Below are 20,322 nucleotides of genomic sequence, written 5' to 3'. Positions count from 1 at the left end.
TACACCACTTTACGGGGCACCACTGGCGCGCCGGGGGTGAACACGCGCGAACGCCGGCGCGTGCTCGCCGAGATACGGAGCCTCGACGCGATACTGGGAACGGAATCGCGAGGGGCGGGACGTGACGGATGCCCGCGCCCCACGCTGGTAGCGTTCGACCCGCTTCGGGACAGCCTCGTGACCTATCACGGGGCACTCGACCCGCGCTCCGGCGGCATTGCCGCGTCGGTGCGACGCATCGGGGTCATCGTCCCGGGAACAAACGCGTCACTCGGCAACGCGAGCGCAGAGCTCGCGCGAGCGCAAGACCTCGCCGCGGAGTCGGGTAGCGGGACGGCGTACTTCACCTGGCGTGGCGGACCGATGCCCGAGTTCAGTCCGCACGGGGCCATCGCAGAGCCTGCGGCGCAGAGCTTCGCCGAGGTGTCGAGCCCCCGACTCGCCACCTTCATGAACGGGCTCGCGCTGCCTCCTGGGGCGGAGCTCACGCCGATCGCGCACAGCTATGGTGCGGTGGTGCTCGGCGGCGCAGAGCGGCAGGGGCTGCGCGCTGACCGCGTTGTCTACGTCGCGCCGGCCGGGCTCGGCCGAGGCATCCGCGGGCTGCAAGACTTCCCGGCGACCGGGGGACAGCCGCACTTCGTCCTGCAGGCGCGCAACGACGGCGTCGTCGGGTGGAACCAGGGGAGCCAGCTCGCGTCACGGCTCGGGCTCGGGCACGGGCGACTCAACCCCCTCACGGCCCCGGGCATCGTTCGCCTCGAAACCGGCTACCGCGCCGCCGACGACCCGGGCTCCGGGAGGCTTGAGAGCGAGGGCCCCATTGCCGCGCACTCGAATCCGTTCACCGCGGGGAGCACCGCGCTGCGGAATGTGGTCGCGGTCGTTGAGGGACGCGAGGTAACGCGGTTCGATGCGACTTCGCCCCGCTGGGAGCGTGCGATGGACCGCGCCCCCGCAGCCCGACGCTGGGCGAGCCTGCCGCCGGTCGCCGGGGAGCTCATCTCCTCCCGCGCGGACGGACCCACACCGTGAGGCCCGCGCGATGCGGGAGCTGGCTCGCCGCGTGCATGCTCCTGCTGGGTGCGTTCGGCGGCGCACCGGCCTGCGCGGGCGGCGGGCCGGATCGGGCAGCGCGAGCGCAGGCGCACGAGAACGAGCTCGCGGCGCTGCGTCAGCAGGCGGAGCAGTGGGGCGAAGAGCTGCTCACGCAGATCCCGCGCGCGCTCATCGGAGAGGAACGCACCCCAGCACGAGGGACGCGGCTGAGCAACGAGCTGGGGGGACCGTCACGCGAGTACGCCGTGTGGAGCAGACACCTGGACGTCACGCCAGAAGGCGAGCTCACCGCGCGCGAGGTCGCCGCGCGGCTGGCACCCTGGCTCGAAGCTGAGGGGTGGCAGCGGCTGCGCCCAGGAGCGGGCCCGAGCGACCCTGGCCGGCAACGCGCAGAGTATGCGCGAGAGCGCTACCACCTCGTCGTGGAAGCGCGGAGCGAGCCCCGCCCAGCACCTGAGACCCTCGCCCTGCTCATCGTCACCCCCGAGACACGCACACTCCGTGAAGACCCGCTTCGATAGCCCGCCGCGTGAGCAGCGGCGCACGCACCTGTATCCACTTGCATGAAATGAGGTGCATAGGAAGCGCACATAAAGCGCTCCTGTTCCGCAATGTGGAAGTCAGACAACTTTCTCATCTGCCGTGCTAGGCTCGCGATGGGCAATTGAGCCCGTGTAGCAGTTCATGGACGTGCGATGGGGATCGCGCGGACACAGCTCAGGGGATTGGGCTGTTCTGCCACACATCACAGGGGTATTCGGAGCGCCTGCAGTATTTGGTGCGCCGAAACACAAATTTTGGGGGATACATGCCGACGGCATATCCGGGCGCATTTGACGCGCCCAAACGAGGCTGGAGGGGGCTCTCAGCCCTGCTCGCAGGCCTCCTGACTGCATTGCTCGTGGTCACCGGCGTCAATGCGGCGCCCGCGATGGCCGCGCCAACCGGAACGGTGGAAGTTGAATTCCCCGCCGGTGACAACAACCCGACAGGGGGTGCACCGGTCTTCGAAGAGGGCAAAACCTACGAGATGACCGTGTCGTACAACAACGCCGTGGTGCCCGGGGGGCACGAGGTCACGATCGTTGTGCCCAAGGGCTTCTCGATCAACCAGGCACCCGCCGCGAACTCCGCCGTCGAGTCGTTCCGACTCGAAAACGGCGAGCTGATCGTCAAGTTCAAGGACCCGATTCAGGTGGCGCAGGGCTTCTTCAAGCTCCAGTTCAGCGTCGACACCCAGACCACCTCCTCGCAGGAGGAGATCACGTGGGGCATCAAGGGTGCTGAAGAGTCGAAGACGGTCGTCATCAAGAAGAAGGGCGACGACTTCATCAACTTCGACCGCAACGATAGCGCCAAGCACGCCTCAGGGGTGAACTGGCCCGGCGTGAAGGTCGAGAACGGCACGGTGGTGCTCGGCAGCGAGTTCCTCAACACCGAGATTCCCTTCACGATCACCGTGTGGAACAAGGACCAGACCTCGATCAGCATCGCTGACCAGCTGGGCCCGAACCTGAGCCTCGTCCCGAACTCGTTCTCGCTGACCCAGACCACCTGGGACGCGAACGGGCTGAACAAGAAGGCCACGAACGTCCCGGTGGGCCCCTTCTCGGGGACCAGCTTCGAGATCACCCAGCCGGCGACGGCGAACTCGATTTACGACCTCCGTTACCGTGCGAAGATCACCGACGCCGCGGCGCTGGAGAACGTGCGCGCGCTGCTGCAGGCGCAGTACGACGCGGTCAAGGACACCGAAGGCGCAGAGTTCAAGGTCAAGCTCACGAACTCCGCGACCGTGAACTCGAAGACGCACGGCACCGAGACGTGGATCGCTGGCCGCACCCCTGTGGCCCCCACGCCCGACATCAACGGAGCGTTCGGCAAGGGCAACGACCTGCCGTGGAACACCCCGATCGAGGTTGAGGAAGACGGCGTCACGCTCGTCAAGCCGCTCACGGTGAACTACTCGCTGCGCGCAGACCTGACGAAGTTCAAGGATTTCGCGGACACCAAGCACGGGCTGGTGCGCAACGTGGTCATGACGGACACGCTGCCGGAGCAGCTCATCTGGGAGACCGGCGCCGGGTTCCTGACCCTGGGCGGAAAGGACCTCGAAGAGGTGCAGGGCGTCAGCCCCGCCGACTTCGCGGGTGACGCATACGCGATGAAGTATATGGTCGACGGCCAGAAGCTCATCGTCAACGTCGGCAAGGACGTCACGAAGACCTACGACCTGAAGGCCAAGGCCTCCCTGGTGACGGTGGACGGGCTCACGGCAACCCCGAACCCCGGGGGCAACAAGTACGCGGCGATTGAGTTCTCGCGTATCACCAACGTTGCGAAGTGGACGTACAGCGGCGCCGACGGTGCGGACAAGGTCAAGGACACGTCGACGGATCACCTGCTCTACATCCCGAAGGATGCGGGCGCCAAGATCGACGACAACTCCAAGTTCTCGAAGCGCGCGGACAAGGACACGATCGAGCTCGCGAAGGGCACCGAGTTCGCCGAGGTGCCGTTCACGTTCTCCGTTGGTGCGAACGTGGGCAACGCCCTGACGTCGCGCGTCATCGATGAGATCGATCACGAGACCCTCAACGTCACCGAAGAGAACCTTGCCGCGATCGCCAAGACGATCACCGGATCCTACGGCGGGAAGAAGCTGACGGGCGAGATGTTCGACCTCAGCCTCGACGGGAAGAACCTCGTTTTCGCACCGAACGCGAACTTCCCCCGCGACAACGGTTCCGACAAGGCGATGGGCGCATTCTCGTTCACCGCGACGCTTCCGACGCACGCCATTGAGGGCAACACCGCCGTGACGGTGAAGAACGCCGCTTCGTATGTCGGATCGGATGTGAAGTACGTCTTCACCTCCGAGACGAAGTCGAAGGCCGGCATCGTCGGCGGTGAGATGGAGCTCACGAAGTCCGTTTACGACGAGAAGAAGAAGAGCTTCACCACCAACCTCCGCGTTGAGGTGGACGAGGCGACGAATACCCCCGCGCAGACCGAGTTCGTGTACCGCATTCAGCTGCTCCCCATGATGGACTTCACCAAGGTGCTCTTCAACCTGGATGACGTCCTCGATCCCCGTCTCGAGTTCCTCGGCTTCGTGAAGGCGGACGAGCTCACCACCGGGACGCCCGAGAAGTCGTCGAGCTACCAGATCCCCGGCACGAACGCGCGCGTCACGGTTTCGACGACCGAGGACGGCAAGCAGCAGCTGCGCGTGGCCAAGGGCGAGTCGCTCAAGGGCGGCGACGTCACCGAGTTCTTCTTCAAGGTCAAGATGACCGAGTTCTCCTACGGCGAGGGCATCGAGAACACGATCAGCACGAAGAAGGCGACGATCACGCCGACGAACGATTTCCCGCTCGACATCTCGAAGCTGAACTCGATCACCCCGGACGGTGACCCGATCACCGACCGAAACGCGTCGTTCGAGCTCCTGGATGCCGAGGGCACGGTCGTGCTCGAGAACATGTACGTCGTCGGCGGCAAGCTGCGCGTTGCCGGCAAGGACGGCAAGGACCTCGTTCCCACCGTCAAGAAGGCGGGCGCGTACACCGTGCGCGAGGTCACCGCTCCGACCGGGTACATGAAGTCGGACAAGGAGATCGCCGTCACCGTTGCCGAGGACGGAAGCTCCAAGGAGGCCAAGTTCTTCAACGTGCCGCGCTCCTCGGTGCCCGTGGTGTCGGTGGGCGACTACGTCTGGATCGACGTTGACGCCGATGGCATCCAGAACCCCGAGACCGACATCCCGCTCGAGAACGTGCTGCTGCGCCTCACCGGCCCGGACGGCAAGCCCGTCACGAACATCGACGGCACGCCCGTCGCGGATCGGTACACGGACGCGAACGGCTTCTACGAGTTCACGGATCTGCCGCCGCTCGCGGCCGGCGAGAGCTACACCGTGACGATCGTCCAGAAGGACGAGAAGACGGCGGAAGCGCTGAAGGATCTCGTCCCGACCCTCGCGGGCCAGGGCGATGACCGCGGCGCGGACTCGTCGACGTGGACCGCGGACTCGCACGACCTCGTGAACAACGGCGACAAGGACTACACCCTCGACTTCGGCTTCCAGTACAAGACGTACGCCATCGGCGACGTCGTCTGGATCGACACGAACAAGGACGGTCTGCAGGACGAGAACGAAGCGCCGCTCGCCGGCGTCACGGTCTACCTGCTCGACCAGGACGGCAAGCGAGTCACGGACGCCGAGGGCGCAGACGTGTCCCGGGTGACCGACGAGCACGGCCGCTACCTGTTCGACGAGCTGCGTGCTGGCACCTACGGCGTCGAGTTCGTGCTGACGCCGGCTCAGGCGAAGAAGTACCAGTTCACGAAGCAGGACGGTGGCGACACCGCACTGGACTCGAACGCTGATCCGAAGACCGGTAAGAGCGCCGCCATCGTGCTGAACGATGACACCCAGGCGCTCGTCTCGGGCGAGGACTACACGTTCGGTACCGTCAAGGCGACGCAGGGCATCGATCCCACCTGGGATGCTGGTGTCATCGTGAAGTCGGTGTCCGTGGGCGACTACGTGTGGCTCGACGAGAACCGTGACGGGATCCAGGACGAGAACGAGCAGCCCATCGAGGGCGTGAAGCTCGTGCTGATTGGCCCGGACGGCAACCCGGTGGTCGATCTCGAGGGCAACGAGGTTGCTCCCGTGTGGACCAACGCGGACGGCCTCTACGAGTTCACGAATCTGCCGGCGCTTGAGGCTGGCGAGAGCTACACCGTGAAGATCGATCGCGAGGACGAGCGCACGAAGGACGCGCTTTCGGGTCTCACTCCCACCAAGGAGCAGGGCACCGAGGATCGCGGGAAGGACTCCTCGACGTGGGAGGCCGTCTCGGGTGATCTCGTGAACGACGGCGACAAGGACTACACCCTCGACTTCGGCTTCCAGAAGAAGTCGTACGCGGTCGGCGACTACGTGTGGATCGACACGAACAAGGATGGCGTGCAGGACGCTGACGAGGCTCCGCTCGCCGGGGTCACCGTGAAGCTGCTCGACGGAAACGGCGAGCTGGTTGCGGAAACCGTCACGAACGATGAGGGCCGCTACCTCTTCGACGAGCTCGCGGCTGGCACCTACCAGGTGCAGTTCGTGCTCACGCAGGAGCAGGCGAAGAAGTACCAGTTCACGAAGCAGGACGGTGGTGACACGCGCACCAACTCCAACGCGGACGCGCTGGGCCTCAGCGAGAAGTTCGAGCTGAACGACGAGAGCGTCGAGCTGACCCGTACGTACGAGTTCGGTACCGTCAAGGCGACGCAGGGCATCGATCCCACCTGGGATGCTGGTGTCATCGTGAAGTCGGTGTCCGTGGGCGACTACGTGTGGCTCGACGAGAACCGTGACGGGATCCAGGACGAGAACGAGCAGCCCATCGAGGGCGTGAAGCTCGTGCTGGTTGGCCCGGACGGCAACCCGGTGGTCGATCTCGAGGGCAACGAGGTTGCTCCCGTGTGGACCAACGCGGACGGCTTCTACGAGTTCACGAATCTGCCGGCGCTTGAGGCTGGCGAGAGCTACACCGTGAAGATCGATCGCGAGGACGAGCGCACGAAGGACGCGCTTTCGGGTCTCACTCCCACCAAGGAGCAGGGCACCGAGGATCGCGGGAAGGACTCCTCGACGTGGGAGGCCGTCTCGGGTGATCTCGTGAACGACGGCGACAAGGACTACACCCTCGACTTCGGCTTCCAGAAGAAGTCGTACGCGGTCGGCGACGTGGTCTGGATCGACACGAACAAGGACGGTCTGCAGGACGACACCGAGTACACGCTGGCCGGCGTCACCGTCCGCCTGTACCAGGAGGTCGTGAACGACGGCGGCGAGACCGAGGCGGTGCTGGTCGGCGAGACCACGACGAACGAGTTCGGCCTCTACGTCTTCGACGAGCTGCCCGCTGGCACGTACCGTGTGCAGTTCGAGCTGACCCCGGCGCAGGCAAAGATCTACACGTTCACGAAGTACGCGGCCGGTAAGACCGCGCTGGACTCCAACGCCGGTGAGAACGGCTTCAGCGAGTGGTTCGTCCTCGACGACACCAACGCGAACCTCACCACCGACTACGAGTACAGCGAGTACTTCGGCGGCATCTCGGCGACCCAGGGCATCGACCCGACGTGGGACGCCGGTGTGATCGTGCTGAAGACGGTGACCCCGGGCCCCGGCCCGGAGCCCGTCGACCCGACGAAGCCGACCGGTCCGGGCACCCCCGAGCACCCGAAGGGTGGGACTACGATCGGTGGCCTCGCCAACACGGGTGGCTCGGAGCTGTGGGGCTACGTCGCTGGCGGCGCCGCGCTGCTGCTCCTCGGAGCTGGCGCGCTGCTGCTGAGCGGCCGTCGCCGCGCGGCACGCCACGGCTAGCGCCGTGACCGTCGGGAAGAACACTCCCGGCGTGTGACCGAGCGGGGGGCCCGCGCCGATCGGCGCGGGCCCCCTTCTCGTTCCCCGCCAGACCCCCGCCCCCGCCCTCTTGCCCGCCCGTGCTCGCGGTTCGTGAACTATGCAAAGCAGACGCCAATCGCATACGCTGTACACCGAATCGGCGCGCGCAGTGGTTGCACGCGTCGAGAACCGAACGATGGGGGCATTGTGGGGCGGTTTCAGAGATTCACGCGACGCGGAGTGCGCGCGCTAGCGTTGACATTGGGTGTCGCGTTGACACTCGGCATGGCGGTCGCAGCACCGCAGGCGGCGGTCGCCGCGGACACGACCGCCGCGCTCGAGGTGCACAAGTTCGCGTCGGAGACGCAGCTCAAGCCCGGCGACACGATGGAGTACCGCATCGAGGTCGGCTGCTCCTCGATCACGGACCTCGGCTGCCGCGATGCGGTGCTCTCAGACTTGATCCCGGCGGAATTCGAGATTGTGCCGGGATCGGTGACGGTGTCGAACGCGAGCTCGAACCCGCCCGTGGTCGATGGCAATCAGATCACCGTCGAGTTCACGGATGAGCTCGGTGACGGCTCCGTCGGCCTCGTGGAAAACGCCGACGCGGTGATCACGGTGCAGGTGAAACTGCGCGAGGATCTGCCGTACGAAGCGAACGGCATCCCGATCGTCAACACGGCCGATGTCGAAGCGCTGAACGCGGAAAAGGTCTCTGATCAGGTATCCGTGATCCCCAATGTTGAGCTGAAGCTCAACACCGAGGTGTCGAAGAGCTACGCCCCTGACCTGGGACAGGCGAAGCCGGGAACGTCCACCCAGCTCACGGTCACCGGTGCGAACACGTCGAACGCCGGCGTCGACTCGCTGACGCTCACGGATCCGGCGGACCCGGCTGCCGCGCCTAACCCGTTCGACCTCCTCCAGATCGTCGGCGTCGAGTCGCTCGATTTCCCCGAGGGTGCCGCGACCGCGACGGTCGAGTACTTCATCGACGGCGCGTGGGTCGCAGTCGAGGTGGCGCCCGGTGAGGTCCCGCCGGCGCCGACGGGCGACGCCAAGGGCGTGCGCGTCACCTTCGTGGCCGCAGACGGCGGCACCATCCCCACGAACGCCGGTGGCGGATTCGTCCTGAACCTCGAGCAGCGCGCCGAGGTCGAGGATCTCGCGGAAACGACCGTGGTGAACAACACCGTGGTGAGCGAGGTCGCACTGGGCGAGGACACCGCGAACGCGAACAACAGCGACGACTACACGATCATCACGGATCCGATTTCCGTCGGCACGACGAAGGAGTTCGCTCCAAAGACGCTGATCGAGGGTCAGGAGACCGCGGTCACGCTGACCGGAACGAACACGAGCCTCACGGATCTTGATTCGCTCTCACTCCGCGAGCCGGCAACCGGCGACTTCGCGGAGGAGCTCGACTTCGTCGGCTTCACCGGCGCAGTGCAGTTCCCGAGCGCGGCGACGGCGGGCACCCTGACGTTCGTCTACCTCGACACCGATGGTGTCGAGCGGACCTTCGGGCCGGAGGCGCTCACCGACGGCGGGACCTACCCGGCGCTTCCCAGCGACTTCGGATCGCTCAAGCACTTCACGTTCGACTACACGGGGCCCATCACCCCGGGCGGCACGACGGAGATCGTGTTCGACGCGAAGGCGAACGAGAAGATTCACGACGACGAGGGCAACCTGAAGCCCGGCGTCGAGAACGTCGTCGGGGTCACCGGTGAGAAGGAGGGCGAGCAGCCAGCCACCGCGACCGATGACGACGAGGTAACTTTCGAGGAGAAGACCCTCGAGATCGTGACCGAGAAGAAGCTCAGCCCCGAGGAGATCTGGGGCGTGCAGGGCGAGGGCGTCCTCGTGCAGCTGCCGACGACGGTCCTGAAGCCGACGTCGAACGTGCCCGCCACCGAGATCGTCGTCAGCGATCCCGAGCTGAGTGATCCGAGCGACCCGAACAGCCCGCCGAAGTCGTCGGCATTCTGGGACGCGTTCACGCCGAACGCGATCACGAACACCGATGTGCCCTCCGGTGCGACGCTCACGGTGAAGTACTTCGACACGGATACGAACGCGTGGGTCGTGGTGCCTGGCTTCGACGGCCTGACCGGCACGGTGAACGCGGAACTGCCCGCCGACATCCTCGACAAGATCGGCGGCCTGCAGTTCGTCTTCTCGAACCCGGATCCCGGGTTCGAGCCGCACGCGGAGGGCGAGTTCAACGTCAGCCCGAACTTCACCGCGACGCTGAACGAGACGCTGCCGGCCGGCTCTGACCCGGTGGACATCGCAAACTGCGCCTCGGCCTCCGGCCAGACCGTCTCGAACGGCTCGGTCATCGCCGACGACGAGACGGACGCCCCGGCGTGCGACGACGTGACGATCAAGGCGCCGACCCCCGGCGAGTACGATCTCTTCGCCAAGAACTGGATCGGCGCGGGCAACCCGGCGCAGATCGTGCAGCGCACCGGTGATCACGCGACCACCCGACTGTCCTGGTCGACGGAGAACCTTTCGTTCACGAACATGTCGATCGCCGACACGCGCCTCGGGAAGAACGTTGCCGCCGGCCCGATCGACCCGGTCGAGCAGACCACGTTCGAGGCGTTCAACCTGCACACGGTGAAGGCCGTCACGGACGACGAGGGCTTCACGAAGGGCTGGGATCGGATCACCGCGATCGAGCTGTGGATCGGTGGCGCGTGGGTGCCAGCGACGAACGCGACCGGTCTGCCGTACACGAAGACCATGAGCGACGTGGTGCTGACCGCGGCCGAGCAGCGCGACGCGACCGGCGTGCGCGTGGTGTTCGAGGAGAACGGGGACGGGCGCACCGGCGCCGGCGCCCCGCCGATCGGCAGCGGGCTCACGAAGTCGCGCGGCCACGACCGGCACGTTGACCTCGAGTGGGAGCTGCGCGACGTGCGCCGCAGTGACCCGAACACGGCCGTCATCGCCTCCGAGCTCTTCAACGTTCCCGGCAAGGAAGGCCTCGTGAAGAACTGGGGCAGCGCGACCGGCCAGCAGGCCGGCGGCTCCATCGAGAACGACCAGGACGACGACGACATCACCATCGTGCCCCGCCCGCTCGCCGTGAGCGTCACGAAGGGCTGGGAGGGTGGCCCCCTCGGCGTCCCGCCTGGGGATGTTCCCGAGTCCTCGTTCCCCACGAGCCGCGTGACGCTGAAGGCGACCAACGAGTCGGTGCAGAAGGTCGACCAGCTGTCGATCCTCGATCCGGGCGAGGGGACCGAGAGCCCCTTCGAGATCTTCAACCTGCGAAAGATTAACTCGATCTCGAACGGTGTGCAGGGCGCTGACCCCGCGAAGACGCTCGTGGTACTGACGAAGGCGGACGGCACGATCATCGACCCCGCGGGGAACGGTGGCCTGACGCCCGGCCAGGCGACCGCGCTCACGCCGGCGGAGCTCGCCGACGTCGTCTCGATCCAGGTCACGTACGAGGGCCGCATCCTGTCGAAGGCCTCGGCGACGGTGCAGATGGACCTGCAGCTGCGCAAGACCCACCGCAGCGATCCAGGCACGCTCGTGAGCGTGGTGGATTCGCCCGTGAAGAACGAGGCGACCGCGACGGTGACCGACCTGCTCGGCCTCGCGCAGGAGCACTCGGTCGACAAGAACGGCAGCGCCCAGATCCAGATCAACACCTTCGAGCTCGGCGTCTCGACGACGAAGAAGTTCACGCCGGACACGCAGCGCGTTGAGTGGCTGACGACGGAGCCGGAGTACGCGGAGGAGCAGTGGGACCCGATCCGCATGGATCTCACCGCGCGCCCCACCGGCACCGCGCGCACCGGCGCGCTCATCGTCACCGACTCGGCGGAGAACCGAACGGATGATCCGGCGAGCGCGAAGAGCTTCTGGAACACGTTCCGCTTCATCGGTTTCACGGACGACGCCCTCGCGGTGCCGACCCCGATCAACCGGGTGCGCGCCGAGGTGCTGTACGGCACCTTCGATACGCCGGGCGCCAACAAGCTGAACTTCACGCCGGACGCGAGCACCCCGAACGGCGACGGCTGGGTGCCAGGCTCGGACGCCGCGGTCGCGGTGACCGGCGGCACGGTGGAGAACGCAGCAGCCACGCTGCTCGCGAACATCTCCGCGGCGGACTACGACAAGATCCGCGGCATCCGCCTCGTCTTCGAGCGCGTGGACGCTGACGGCAACGCGCTGGCGTTCGAGAACCCCGCCAACCCGCAGGTGCAGATCGCGCTCGACGTGAAGCGCCGGGCCTACCTCGTCTCGGATCCTGCCGAGCCGGTGCCGTCGTCCGCGGCAGCGGTGAGCGCGCCGGGCGAGCCCATCATGGCCCCGGGCGGACAGTTCACCAACACGGTAGACGCCGACGCGGAGAGCTTCGTGACGTTCCCGGTGGAGGGCTCCGACGAGCGCCTGCCGCTCGTTGCCTCGGATGAGGCGGCCGATCAGGCGTTCTACCTCGCGAGCGGGATCGAGGTCGCGGTGCGGAAGACCCCGGAGGGCGCGCAGAAGCCCGGCGTGGTGATTCCGTTCAAGCTGCAGACCACGAACACCGCCAAGGTGAGCGACGACGACAGCGAGAACACGGCCAACGCGATCGCGGAGCCGGTGATCATCGACCGGCTGCCCATCAAGGACGGCAAGCCGCAGCTCATCTTCGATCCGGATATGGATCCCGAGAAGCGCTTCAGCTACGAGCTGCAGAACCCGCTGCCCGACGCGAACCACCCGATCACGGTGGATCCCGCGCAGGTGACGGTGACCTACCTCGACGCAAACATGGCGGAGATCCCCGCCGGTTCGGCGGACGAGCCGCACGCGATCCAGTTCACGTTCCCCGAGGGGCAGACCAGCCTCTACCCGGGCGAGGTGTACACGATCACCGTGAACATGATGTTCCGTCCCGGTGTGGAAGCCGGCTCGGCCAACTCCATGACGAACCAGTTCTCCGTGTCCTCCAACTCGGAGGAGGGGTTCGCCGGCTGCAACTTCACCTACGACGAAGATCACCCGGTGCAGGAGTGCGGCACGAGCACCGAGGTCTACCCGACGGAGCAGGGCGCGCTGCGCGGCAAGAAGTACGTGCGCGCGAACGACCCGGAGCTCGGGATCTCGGACGTGCCGAACCCGACCTCGGGTCGCGCCTGCGTGCCGCAGTTCGGCGAGAGCGGCCCAGCGTACTCGGTGAGCAACTGCGTGCCGGTCACGAAGCCGCTCGGCGTCGAGACCTGGCGCGAGGAGCTGCAGAACACGGGCACCCTGCCGATGGACACCGTCGTGACCATCGACACGCTCCCCAAGGTGGGGGATCAGGGCTCGGTCGTGCTGCTGCCCCGTGGCTCCGAGTGGCGTCCGACGTGGGAGGGGAACGCCGCCCTCGTCTCGGACACCGCGCCGGACGGCACCGTGTACCGAAATGATGTTCCCTTCACCCAGTTCTTCTCGAGCTCGGAGAGCGCGGCCTGCGTGGCTGACCTCAAGCCGACGGAGCCGCAGTGCGACGGCTTCTGGCAGCCGCTCACCGCGGATGTGGATCCCGCGAGCGTTCGCCACGTGAAGACGGTCTTCGACTTCTCGGCTGAGCCGCTCGCGCCCGGTGGCCGCCTCGCGTACACCTTCGAGACGCGCACGCCAGCGGTCGCCGAGAAGATGACCGCCGACACGGTGGCCTGGAACACGGTGGCGGTCGGCGCGCAGACGGTGGCGACCGACGGCACGAAGGCCAGCGTGATCCCCACCGAGGGCATCCGCGTCGGCGTCGCGCTCGCGACCGGCCCGCTCGCCATCGAGAAGAAGGTCGACGGCGCCGGCGCGCAGTTCGCGCCTGACAGCTTCGAGCTCGAGGTCATCTGCGTGGTGCCGGATCGCGAGGGATCCGAGGGCGGCGCGGTCACGCTCGACCCGGTGACGGTCACCGTGCCGAACGGTGAGCCGACGACGCTCGACGAGCAGTTCCCGTGGGGCGCGAAGTGCACCGTGCGCGACGTGCCTGGCGCCAACGGCGAGACCTCCTCGACCGAGAGCAACGAGGTGACGATCGGCCGCGAGGACGAGACCGTGCCCGTGCTGACGCTCACGAACACCTACGACGCTGGCGGCTTCGAGGTATCGAAGCTCGTCGACGGCGCGACGAACCAGGACGGCGAGGCGATCAGCTACGGCCGCTTCCCGGTGAAGGTCACGTGCACGTTCCTCGGCGCGAACATCGGCACCGAGTCCGCGTGGCTCACGCCGGGCGACGCCGCGTCGAAGATCGCGCTGGACGGCCTGCCCCTCGGCACCGAGTGCCGCGTGACCGAGCTCGACGCGAAGGGCGCGAGCGCGACCCTGACGATCGACGGCGAGACCGTGGAGCCGGTGGCGCCTGGCGTCTGGGACTTCACGATCGAGCAGCCCGAGCGCACGATCGCGCTCGCGGTGACGAACACGTTCGAGCTGGGTGCCATCGAGATTGAGAAGCAGCTCGCCGGCTCGGCCGCTGCGGCGATCTCCGACGACACGGTGTTCACCTTCGCGGTGCTCTGCACCTTCGAGGGCGAGACCGTGTGGGAGGGCACGACGACACTGACGAAGGCTCAGGCGACCGCCGGCACCACCGCGCGGGTCGACACGCTGCCGATCGGTGCGATGTGTGGCGTGACCGAGACGGGCACGGGCGGCGCGACGCAGTCGGTGGTCACGCCGGACACGGGCGAGTCGCCGGTCGAGGTGGGCACGCAGGAGGAGCCGCTGCGCTTCACCGCGGTGAACACGTACGACGCCGGCAGCCTGCAGGTCACGAAGGAGATCACCGGTGACGGAGCGGAGCTCTACGGCACCGGCCCGTTCGAGGTCTCGCTTGCCTGCACCCTCGACGGCACCCCCATCGAGGTGCCGGAGGGCGCGGAGCGCGTGCTCTCGACCGAGACGGGGCTTGCGGCCAACTACCCGGCGCTGCCGCTTGGCGCGGAGTGCGAGCTGACGGAGACGAAGACGGGCGGCGCAACGTCGAGCGTGATCGTCGACGCGGCTGGCGATCCGGTCACGGAGCCCGTGGTGATCGGGGGCGACGAGCAGTTCGAGCTGCGCGTCATCAACACCTTCGATCTCGGCGCGATCACCGTTGAGAAGCAGATCACCGGTGCTGGCGCGAGCCTCGCAGACGACAAGGTGTTCACCGTGGCGCTCGCCTGCACCATCGACCGCGACGGCACGACCGAGACCATCGAGGTCCCGGGCGGCGCCGAGCGCGAACTGTCGAAGCAGGGCGGCCTGACGGCGCAGTACGACGAGCTGCCCGTCGGCGCGGAGTGCGAGCTCCGGGAGACGCAGACCGGTGGCGCGAAGTCCGTCACGATCACCCCGAACGCCGGCGACCCGGCGGTGGGCGCCGTGACGGTGGCGAAGGACACGGCCGCGACGATCACCGTCGTGAACGAGTTCGTGCAGCCGCCGGTGGTGCCGCCGACGGAGCCGCCGACGACGCCGGGCACCAAGCCGGGCGGCGACCTCCCCACAACGGGTGGTGGCTCGAACCTGGGGTGGCTGATCGGCGGCGGCGCACTGCTGCTCGTCGGCGCGGCGCTGATCGCCCTGCGCCTGCGTCGACGCGGCTCGAGCGCCGCGGACGCCGCTGACGGCGCGGCAGCGGAGCGGTCGGGCGAGCCGGGCGGCACGCCGGACGCGTAGCCGACGCGCCGACGCGCACACGCCGCTGGGCGGTGCTGGGGGAGACCCCGGCACCGCCCAGCGGCGTTTCACTCGGCGGCGCGCGTCCCGCCCGGCGTGAGGAAACCGTAAGGATTCGGGGCCTGAGTGCGTGCTGCCGTACGGATCCCGTGAGGGGCCGGTGTGCGGGCCAGCGCCGCGTGGTGCACTGGCTGCGGCGCCCCGTTCGGGGGCCCCGCGGGGCGCACTCGCCCGGCGGTAGTTCTTCGATCGGAGCTTCTCGTGCTCGACGTCGTCTACGTTCTCGGCGCGCTCGTCCTCTTCGCGATCGTCGCGGTGGTGGGGAAGGCGGTGGCGAAGCTGTGATCGTGTTCGAAGCCCTCGCCGCCGCCCTCGGCCTCGCGGCGATCGTGTTCCTCGTCATCGCCCTCGTGAAGCCGGAGCGGTTCTGATGGCCTGGCTCTCCTTCCTCGCCGCGCTCGCGGCCGTCATCGTCGTGCTCGTTCTCACGCACCGCCCGCTCGGCGACTACATGGCGCGCGTGTACACCACCCGCTCGGACTGGGCGGTGGAGCGCGGCGTCTACCGCATCATCGGCGTCGACCCGCGCGCCGGGCAGTCGTGGCAGGCCTACCTCCGCGCCGTGCTCGCGTTCTCCCTGCTCGGGGTCCTCTTCCTCTACCTCCTGCAGCGCACCCAGCACGTGCTGCCGTACGCGCTCGGCCTGCCGCCGGTGCCCGAGGGGATCGCATTCAACACCGCGATCTCGTTCGTGGCGAACACCAACTGGCAGGCGTACTCGCCCGAGGTGACCGTCGGCTACACGGTGCAGCTCGCCGGGCTCGCCGTCCAGAACTTCGTGTCGGCGGCCACCGGCATGGCCGTGGCGATCGCGCTGGTGCGCGGATTCGCCGCGCGCCGCTCGGCCACGATCGGCAACTTCTGGGTGGACCTCATCCGCGGCGCGCTGCGGATCCTGCTGCCCATCTCCCTGCTCGGGGCCGTGGTGCTCATGGTGGGCGGCGTGATTCAGAACTTCGCCGGCTTCACCGAGGTGCAGACGCTGACCGGCGCGACGCAGCAGATTCCGGGCGGCCCCGTCGCCTCGCAGGAGGCCATCAAGCTGCTCGGTACGAACGGTGGCGGCTTCTTCAACGCGAACTCCTCGCACCCGTTCGAGAACCCGACGGCGTGGACGAACGTGGTGCAGGTGATCCTGATCCTGCTCATCCCGTTCGCGCTGCCGCGCACGCTCGGCACGATGGTGGGCGATCGCCGGCAGGGCCGCGCGGTTGCCGCGGTGATGGCGGTGCTCGCGCTCATCTCGACGACAGCGCTCACCGCGCTCGAGCTCGCCGGCCGCGGCACGGCGCCCCTCCTCGCCGGCGGCGCGCTCGAGGGGAAGGAGCTGCGATTCGGGATCGTCGGGTCGACGCTCTTCGGCTCGGCCTCGACGCTCACCTCGACGGGCGCAGTGAATTCGATGCACGATTCGTTCACCGCGCTCGGCGGCATGGTCCCGATGCTCAACATGATGATCGGTGAGATAGCGCCGGGCGGCGTCGGCTCCGGGCTCTACGGCATGCTCGTGATCGCGATCATCGCCGTGTTCCTCGCCGGCCTGCTCGTCGGCCGCACGCCGGAGTACCTCGGGAAGAAGATCGGGCCGCGCGAGATGAAGCTCGCGAGCCTCACGATCCTCGTGATGCCGCTCCTCGTGCTCACCGGGGTGGCGCTCAGCTTCGCGCTCCCCGGCGTCCGCGACAGCGTGGTCGGCGAGTCGATCGCGAACCCCGGCGTGCACGGGCTCTCCGAGGTGATCTACGCCTTCGCGTCCGGCGCGAACAACAACGGCTCGGCGTTCGCCGGCCTCACGGCGAGCACGCCGTGGTTCACCGCCGCGATCGGCGTTGCGATGCTGCTCGGCCGCTTCCTGCCCATCGCGCTCGTTCTGGCGCTCGCCGGCGCGCTCGCCGCGCAGGATCCGGTGCCGGAGACCGCTGGCACACTGCAGACGCACCGCCCGCTCTTCATCGGGCTGATGGCCGGCACCGCGGTGCTCGTCACCGCGCTCGTGTTCTTCCCGATTCTCACCCTCGGACCCCTCGCAGAAGGGCTGATGTAAGCCATGTCCACCCTCACTCACACTCCAGCGGAGGCCGCGGCGCACGCGGCCGAGCAGGCGGCGGCCGCGAAGGCCGCGCGCACCGTGCAGACGCTCACCGCCGCGCAGCTGCGCCGCGCGCTGCCCGGCGCGTTGCGCAAGCTGCACCCGCGCGCGCAGTGGCGCAACCCGGTCATGCTCATTGTCTGGGTGGGCGCCGTGCTCACCACGCTGCTCGCGCTCGCCGAGCCGTTCCTCGGCGGGCCGCAGCGCTCGGGCGGCGCGGCCGTGCCGCTCAGCTTCACCGCGATCATCGCGGGCTGGCTGTGGCTCACGGTGCTGTTCGCGAACCTGGCCGAGTCGATCGCGGAGGGCCGCGGCAAGGCGCAGGCCGATTCGCTGCGGCGGACGCGCACGAGCACGCTCGCGCACCGCGTCGCCGACTACGACCCTGCGGGGGATCCCGGCGCGGAGCGCGCCGAACTCACCGCCGTGTCCTCGGCCGATCTCACGCTCGGCGATCTCGTGGTGGTCTCGGCCGGGGAAGCGATCCCGGGCGATGGGGACATCGTGTGGGGGATCGCGTCGGTCGACGAGTCGGCGATCACCGGCGAGTCGGCGCCAGTGGTGCGCGAGTCCGGCGGCGACCGCTCGGCGGTGACGGGCGGCACGCGCGTGCTCTCCGACCGCATCGTGGTGCGGATCACTGCGCGCCCAGGCGAGACCTTCGTCGATCGGATGATCGCGCTCGTCGAGGGCGCGGCCAGGCAGCGCACCCCCAACGAGATCGCGCTGAATATCCTGCTCGCGGCCCTGTCGATCGTGTTCGTCACGGTCGCGCTCACCCTCGGCCCGATTGCCTCGTACGCCGCGGCGCCCGTGAGCATCACCGTGCTCGTCGCCCTGCTGGTGTGCCTCATCCCCACCACGATCGGCGCGCTGCTGTCCGCGATCGGCATCGCCGGCATGGACCGGCTCGTGCAGCGTAACGTGCTCGCGATGTCCGGGCGCGCGGTCGAGGCCGCGGGTGATGTGACCACGCTGCTGCTCGACAAGACCGGCACGATCACCTACGGCAACCGGCGCGCCAGCGCGTTCGTGCGCATGGGCGGGGTCGGTGAGCAGGAGTTCGTGCGGGCGGCGGCGCAGTCCTCGCTCGCGGATCCCACGCCGGAGGGTACCTCGATCGTGGATCTCGCGCGCATGCAGGGCATCGAAGCAGCGCAGGATCCCGCCGCGCAGATCGTGCCGTTCACGGCGCAGACGCGCATGTCGGGGCTCGACCTGCCGGACGGCGCGCAGCTGCGGAAGGGCGCGGGCTCCGCGGTCATCGCCTGGCTCGAGGCCGACGGCGTGCCGCTGCCTGCCGGGGACGCCGCGGAGATGCGCGCGGTCGTCGAGCGGATCTCCGAGTCCGGCGGCACCCCGCTCGTCGTCGCCGAGAAGTCCGCGGCGGGGGCCGCGCGGATCCTCGGCGTGATCCACCTGAAGGACGTGGTGAAGGAGGGACTCACCGAGCGCTTCCGGGAGCTTCGCGCGATGGGCATCCGAACCGTCATGGTGACGGGCGACAACCCGCTCACCGCCGCGGCGATCGCAAGGGAGGCCGGCGTCGACGACTTCCTCGCGGAGGCGACGCCGGAGGACAAGCTCGAGTACATCCGCCGCGAGCAGGCCGGCGGCCGGCTCGTCGCGATGACGGGTGATGGCACGAACGACGCGCCAGCGCTCGCACAGGCCGACGTCGGGGTGGCGATGAACACGGGCACCTCCGCCGCGAAGGAGGCCGGCAACATGGTCGACCTCGACTCGGATCCGACGAAGCTCATCGACATCGTCGCGATCGGCAAGCAGCTGCTCATCACGCGCGGCGCGCTCACCACGTTCTCGATCGCGAACGACATCGCGAAGTACTTCGCGATCATCCCCGCCCTGTTCATGGGCGTGTTCCCCGGGCTGTCCGCGCTGAACATCATGGGGCTGCACTCGCCGGCATCGGCCGTGCTGTCCGCGGTGATCTTCAACGCGGTGGTGATCGTGTTCCTCGTGCCGCTCGCGCTGCGCGGCGTGCGCTACCGCCCGGCGAGCGCGGCGCAGCTGCTCGCGCGCAACCTCGCCATCTACGGCCTGGGTGGGATCGTCACCCCGTTCGTCGGCATCTGGCTGATCGACCTCGCCGTCCGCCTCATCCCGGGCTTCTGACCCCGGATCTCAAGAGAAAGAACGCATCATGACTGCAGGATCACGCGCAACGGGACAGACGCTCTGGGTCGCGGCGCGCACCCTCCTGGTGTGCACGCTCGCGCTCGGGGTGGGGTACACCGCCCTCGTGACGGGCATCGGGCAGCTCGCGCTCCCCGCGCAGGCGAACGGCTCGCTGCTCGCCGGCCCCGGCGGGGCCGAGGCGGCGCCGGTGGGCTCGGCGCTCATCGGCCAGTCCTTCGCCGACGCCGAGGGGGAGCCGCTGCCGCAGTACTTCCAGCCCCGGCCCTCGGCCGCGGGCGACGGCTACGACGGCGCGGCATCGAGCGGCACGAACCTCGGCCCCGAGCACCCCGAGCTCATCGCGGCGGTGACCGAGCGCCGCGCCGCCATCGCCGCCCGCGACGACGTGCCCGCCGACGCGGTCCCGGCCGACGCCCTCACCGCGTCGAGCTCGGGGCTCGACCCCCACATCAGCCCCGAGTACGCGGCGCTGCAGGCGGAGCGCGTTGCCGAGGCGCGCGGGATCCCGATCGAGGAGGTGCGCGCCCTCGTGGCCCGGTTCACCGAAGCGCCCGATCTCGGCGTCCTCGGTTCCCCGCGCGTCAACGTGCTGCGGATTAACCTGGAGCTGGACGAACGGGAGGCGGCGGCATGACGACACGGGGGCGACTGCGGGTGCTGCTCGGGGCCGCCCCCGGCGTGGGGAAGACCTACGCGATGCTCGAGGAGGGGCGGCACCTGCAGCGCGCGGGCACCGACGTGGTGATCGGGATCGTTGAGACCCACGGCCGCGCCGCCACCGCGGCGATGATCGCCGGCCTCGAGGTGGTGCCGCGCCGAGCGGTGTCGCACCGCGGTGTCGCGCTCGAGGAGA

At 68.4% G+C, this 20,322-nt stretch carries 8 protein-coding genes and 1 pseudogene; all 9 read left to right on the top strand.

The features are described from left to right. Positions 1-177: 177 nt before the first annotated feature. Positions 178-1,035: an alpha/beta hydrolase gene (locus EGM46_RS13150; protein ID WP_164512904.1), complete on the top strand. Its 858-nt coding sequence runs from the start codon at positions 178-180 to the stop codon at positions 1,033-1,035. Next, entirely contained in the window at positions 1,032-1,580 is a 549-nt protein-coding gene (locus EGM46_RS13145; RefSeq protein WP_125100590.1) for a hypothetical protein, read from the top strand. The genes EGM46_RS13150 and EGM46_RS13145 overlap by 4 nt, the downstream gene beginning before the upstream one ends. A 509-nt stretch (positions 1,581-2,089) precedes the next feature. Beyond that, positions 2,090-7,456 carry an SdrD B-like domain-containing protein gene (locus EGM46_RS13140; RefSeq protein WP_164512903.1) on the top strand — a complete coding sequence of 1,789 codons (5,367 nt, stop codon included), beginning with the start codon at positions 2,090-2,092 and terminating at the stop codon, positions 7,454-7,456. Positions 7,457-7,762: 306 nt separating this feature from the next. Then, entirely contained in the window at positions 7,763-15,160 is a 7,398-nt protein-coding gene (locus EGM46_RS13135; RefSeq protein WP_125100588.1) for a DUF5979 domain-containing protein, read from the top strand. A gap of 341 nt (positions 15,161-15,501) precedes the next feature. Continuing rightward, a complete protein-coding gene (locus EGM46_RS13125) occupies positions 15,502-15,591 on the top strand; it encodes a potassium-transporting ATPase subunit F (RefSeq protein WP_036058129.1) in 90 nt (29 codons plus the stop codon). Continuing rightward, on the top strand, positions 15,591-17,264 hold the full coding sequence (kdpA, locus tag EGM46_RS13120; protein ID WP_125100586.1) for a potassium-transporting ATPase subunit KdpA: 1,674 nt from the start codon (positions 15,591-15,593) through the stop codon (positions 17,262-17,264). The genes EGM46_RS13125 and kdpA overlap by 1 nt, the downstream gene beginning before the upstream one ends. Before the next feature lie 3 nt (positions 17,265-17,267). Next, positions 17,268-19,445, top strand: coding sequence for a potassium-transporting ATPase subunit KdpB (gene kdpB / locus EGM46_RS13115; RefSeq protein ID WP_125100585.1), 2,178 nt, complete (start codon positions 17,268-17,270; stop codon positions 19,443-19,445). Between the two features lie 28 nt (positions 19,446-19,473). Next, the gene (kdpC, locus tag EGM46_RS13110) at positions 19,474-20,103 is read left to right on the top strand and encodes a potassium-transporting ATPase subunit KdpC (protein WP_125100584.1); all 630 of its coding nucleotides are present in this window, start codon (positions 19,474-19,476) and stop codon (positions 20,101-20,103) included. Further along, a pseudogene (locus EGM46_RS13105) lies at positions 20,100-20,322 on the top strand (sensor histidine kinase KdpD); the annotation flags it as partial. The gene kdpC and the pseudogene EGM46_RS13105, both read left to right, overlap by 4 nt.

The organism is Leucobacter chromiireducens, from assembly GCF_003917135.1.
Classification (GTDB): domain Bacteria; phylum Actinomycetota; class Actinomycetes; order Actinomycetales; family Microbacteriaceae; genus Leucobacter; species Leucobacter chromiireducens_A.
Note: the sequence above shows the minus strand (reverse complement) of the source record. Positions and strands in the feature narration are given on the sequence as shown.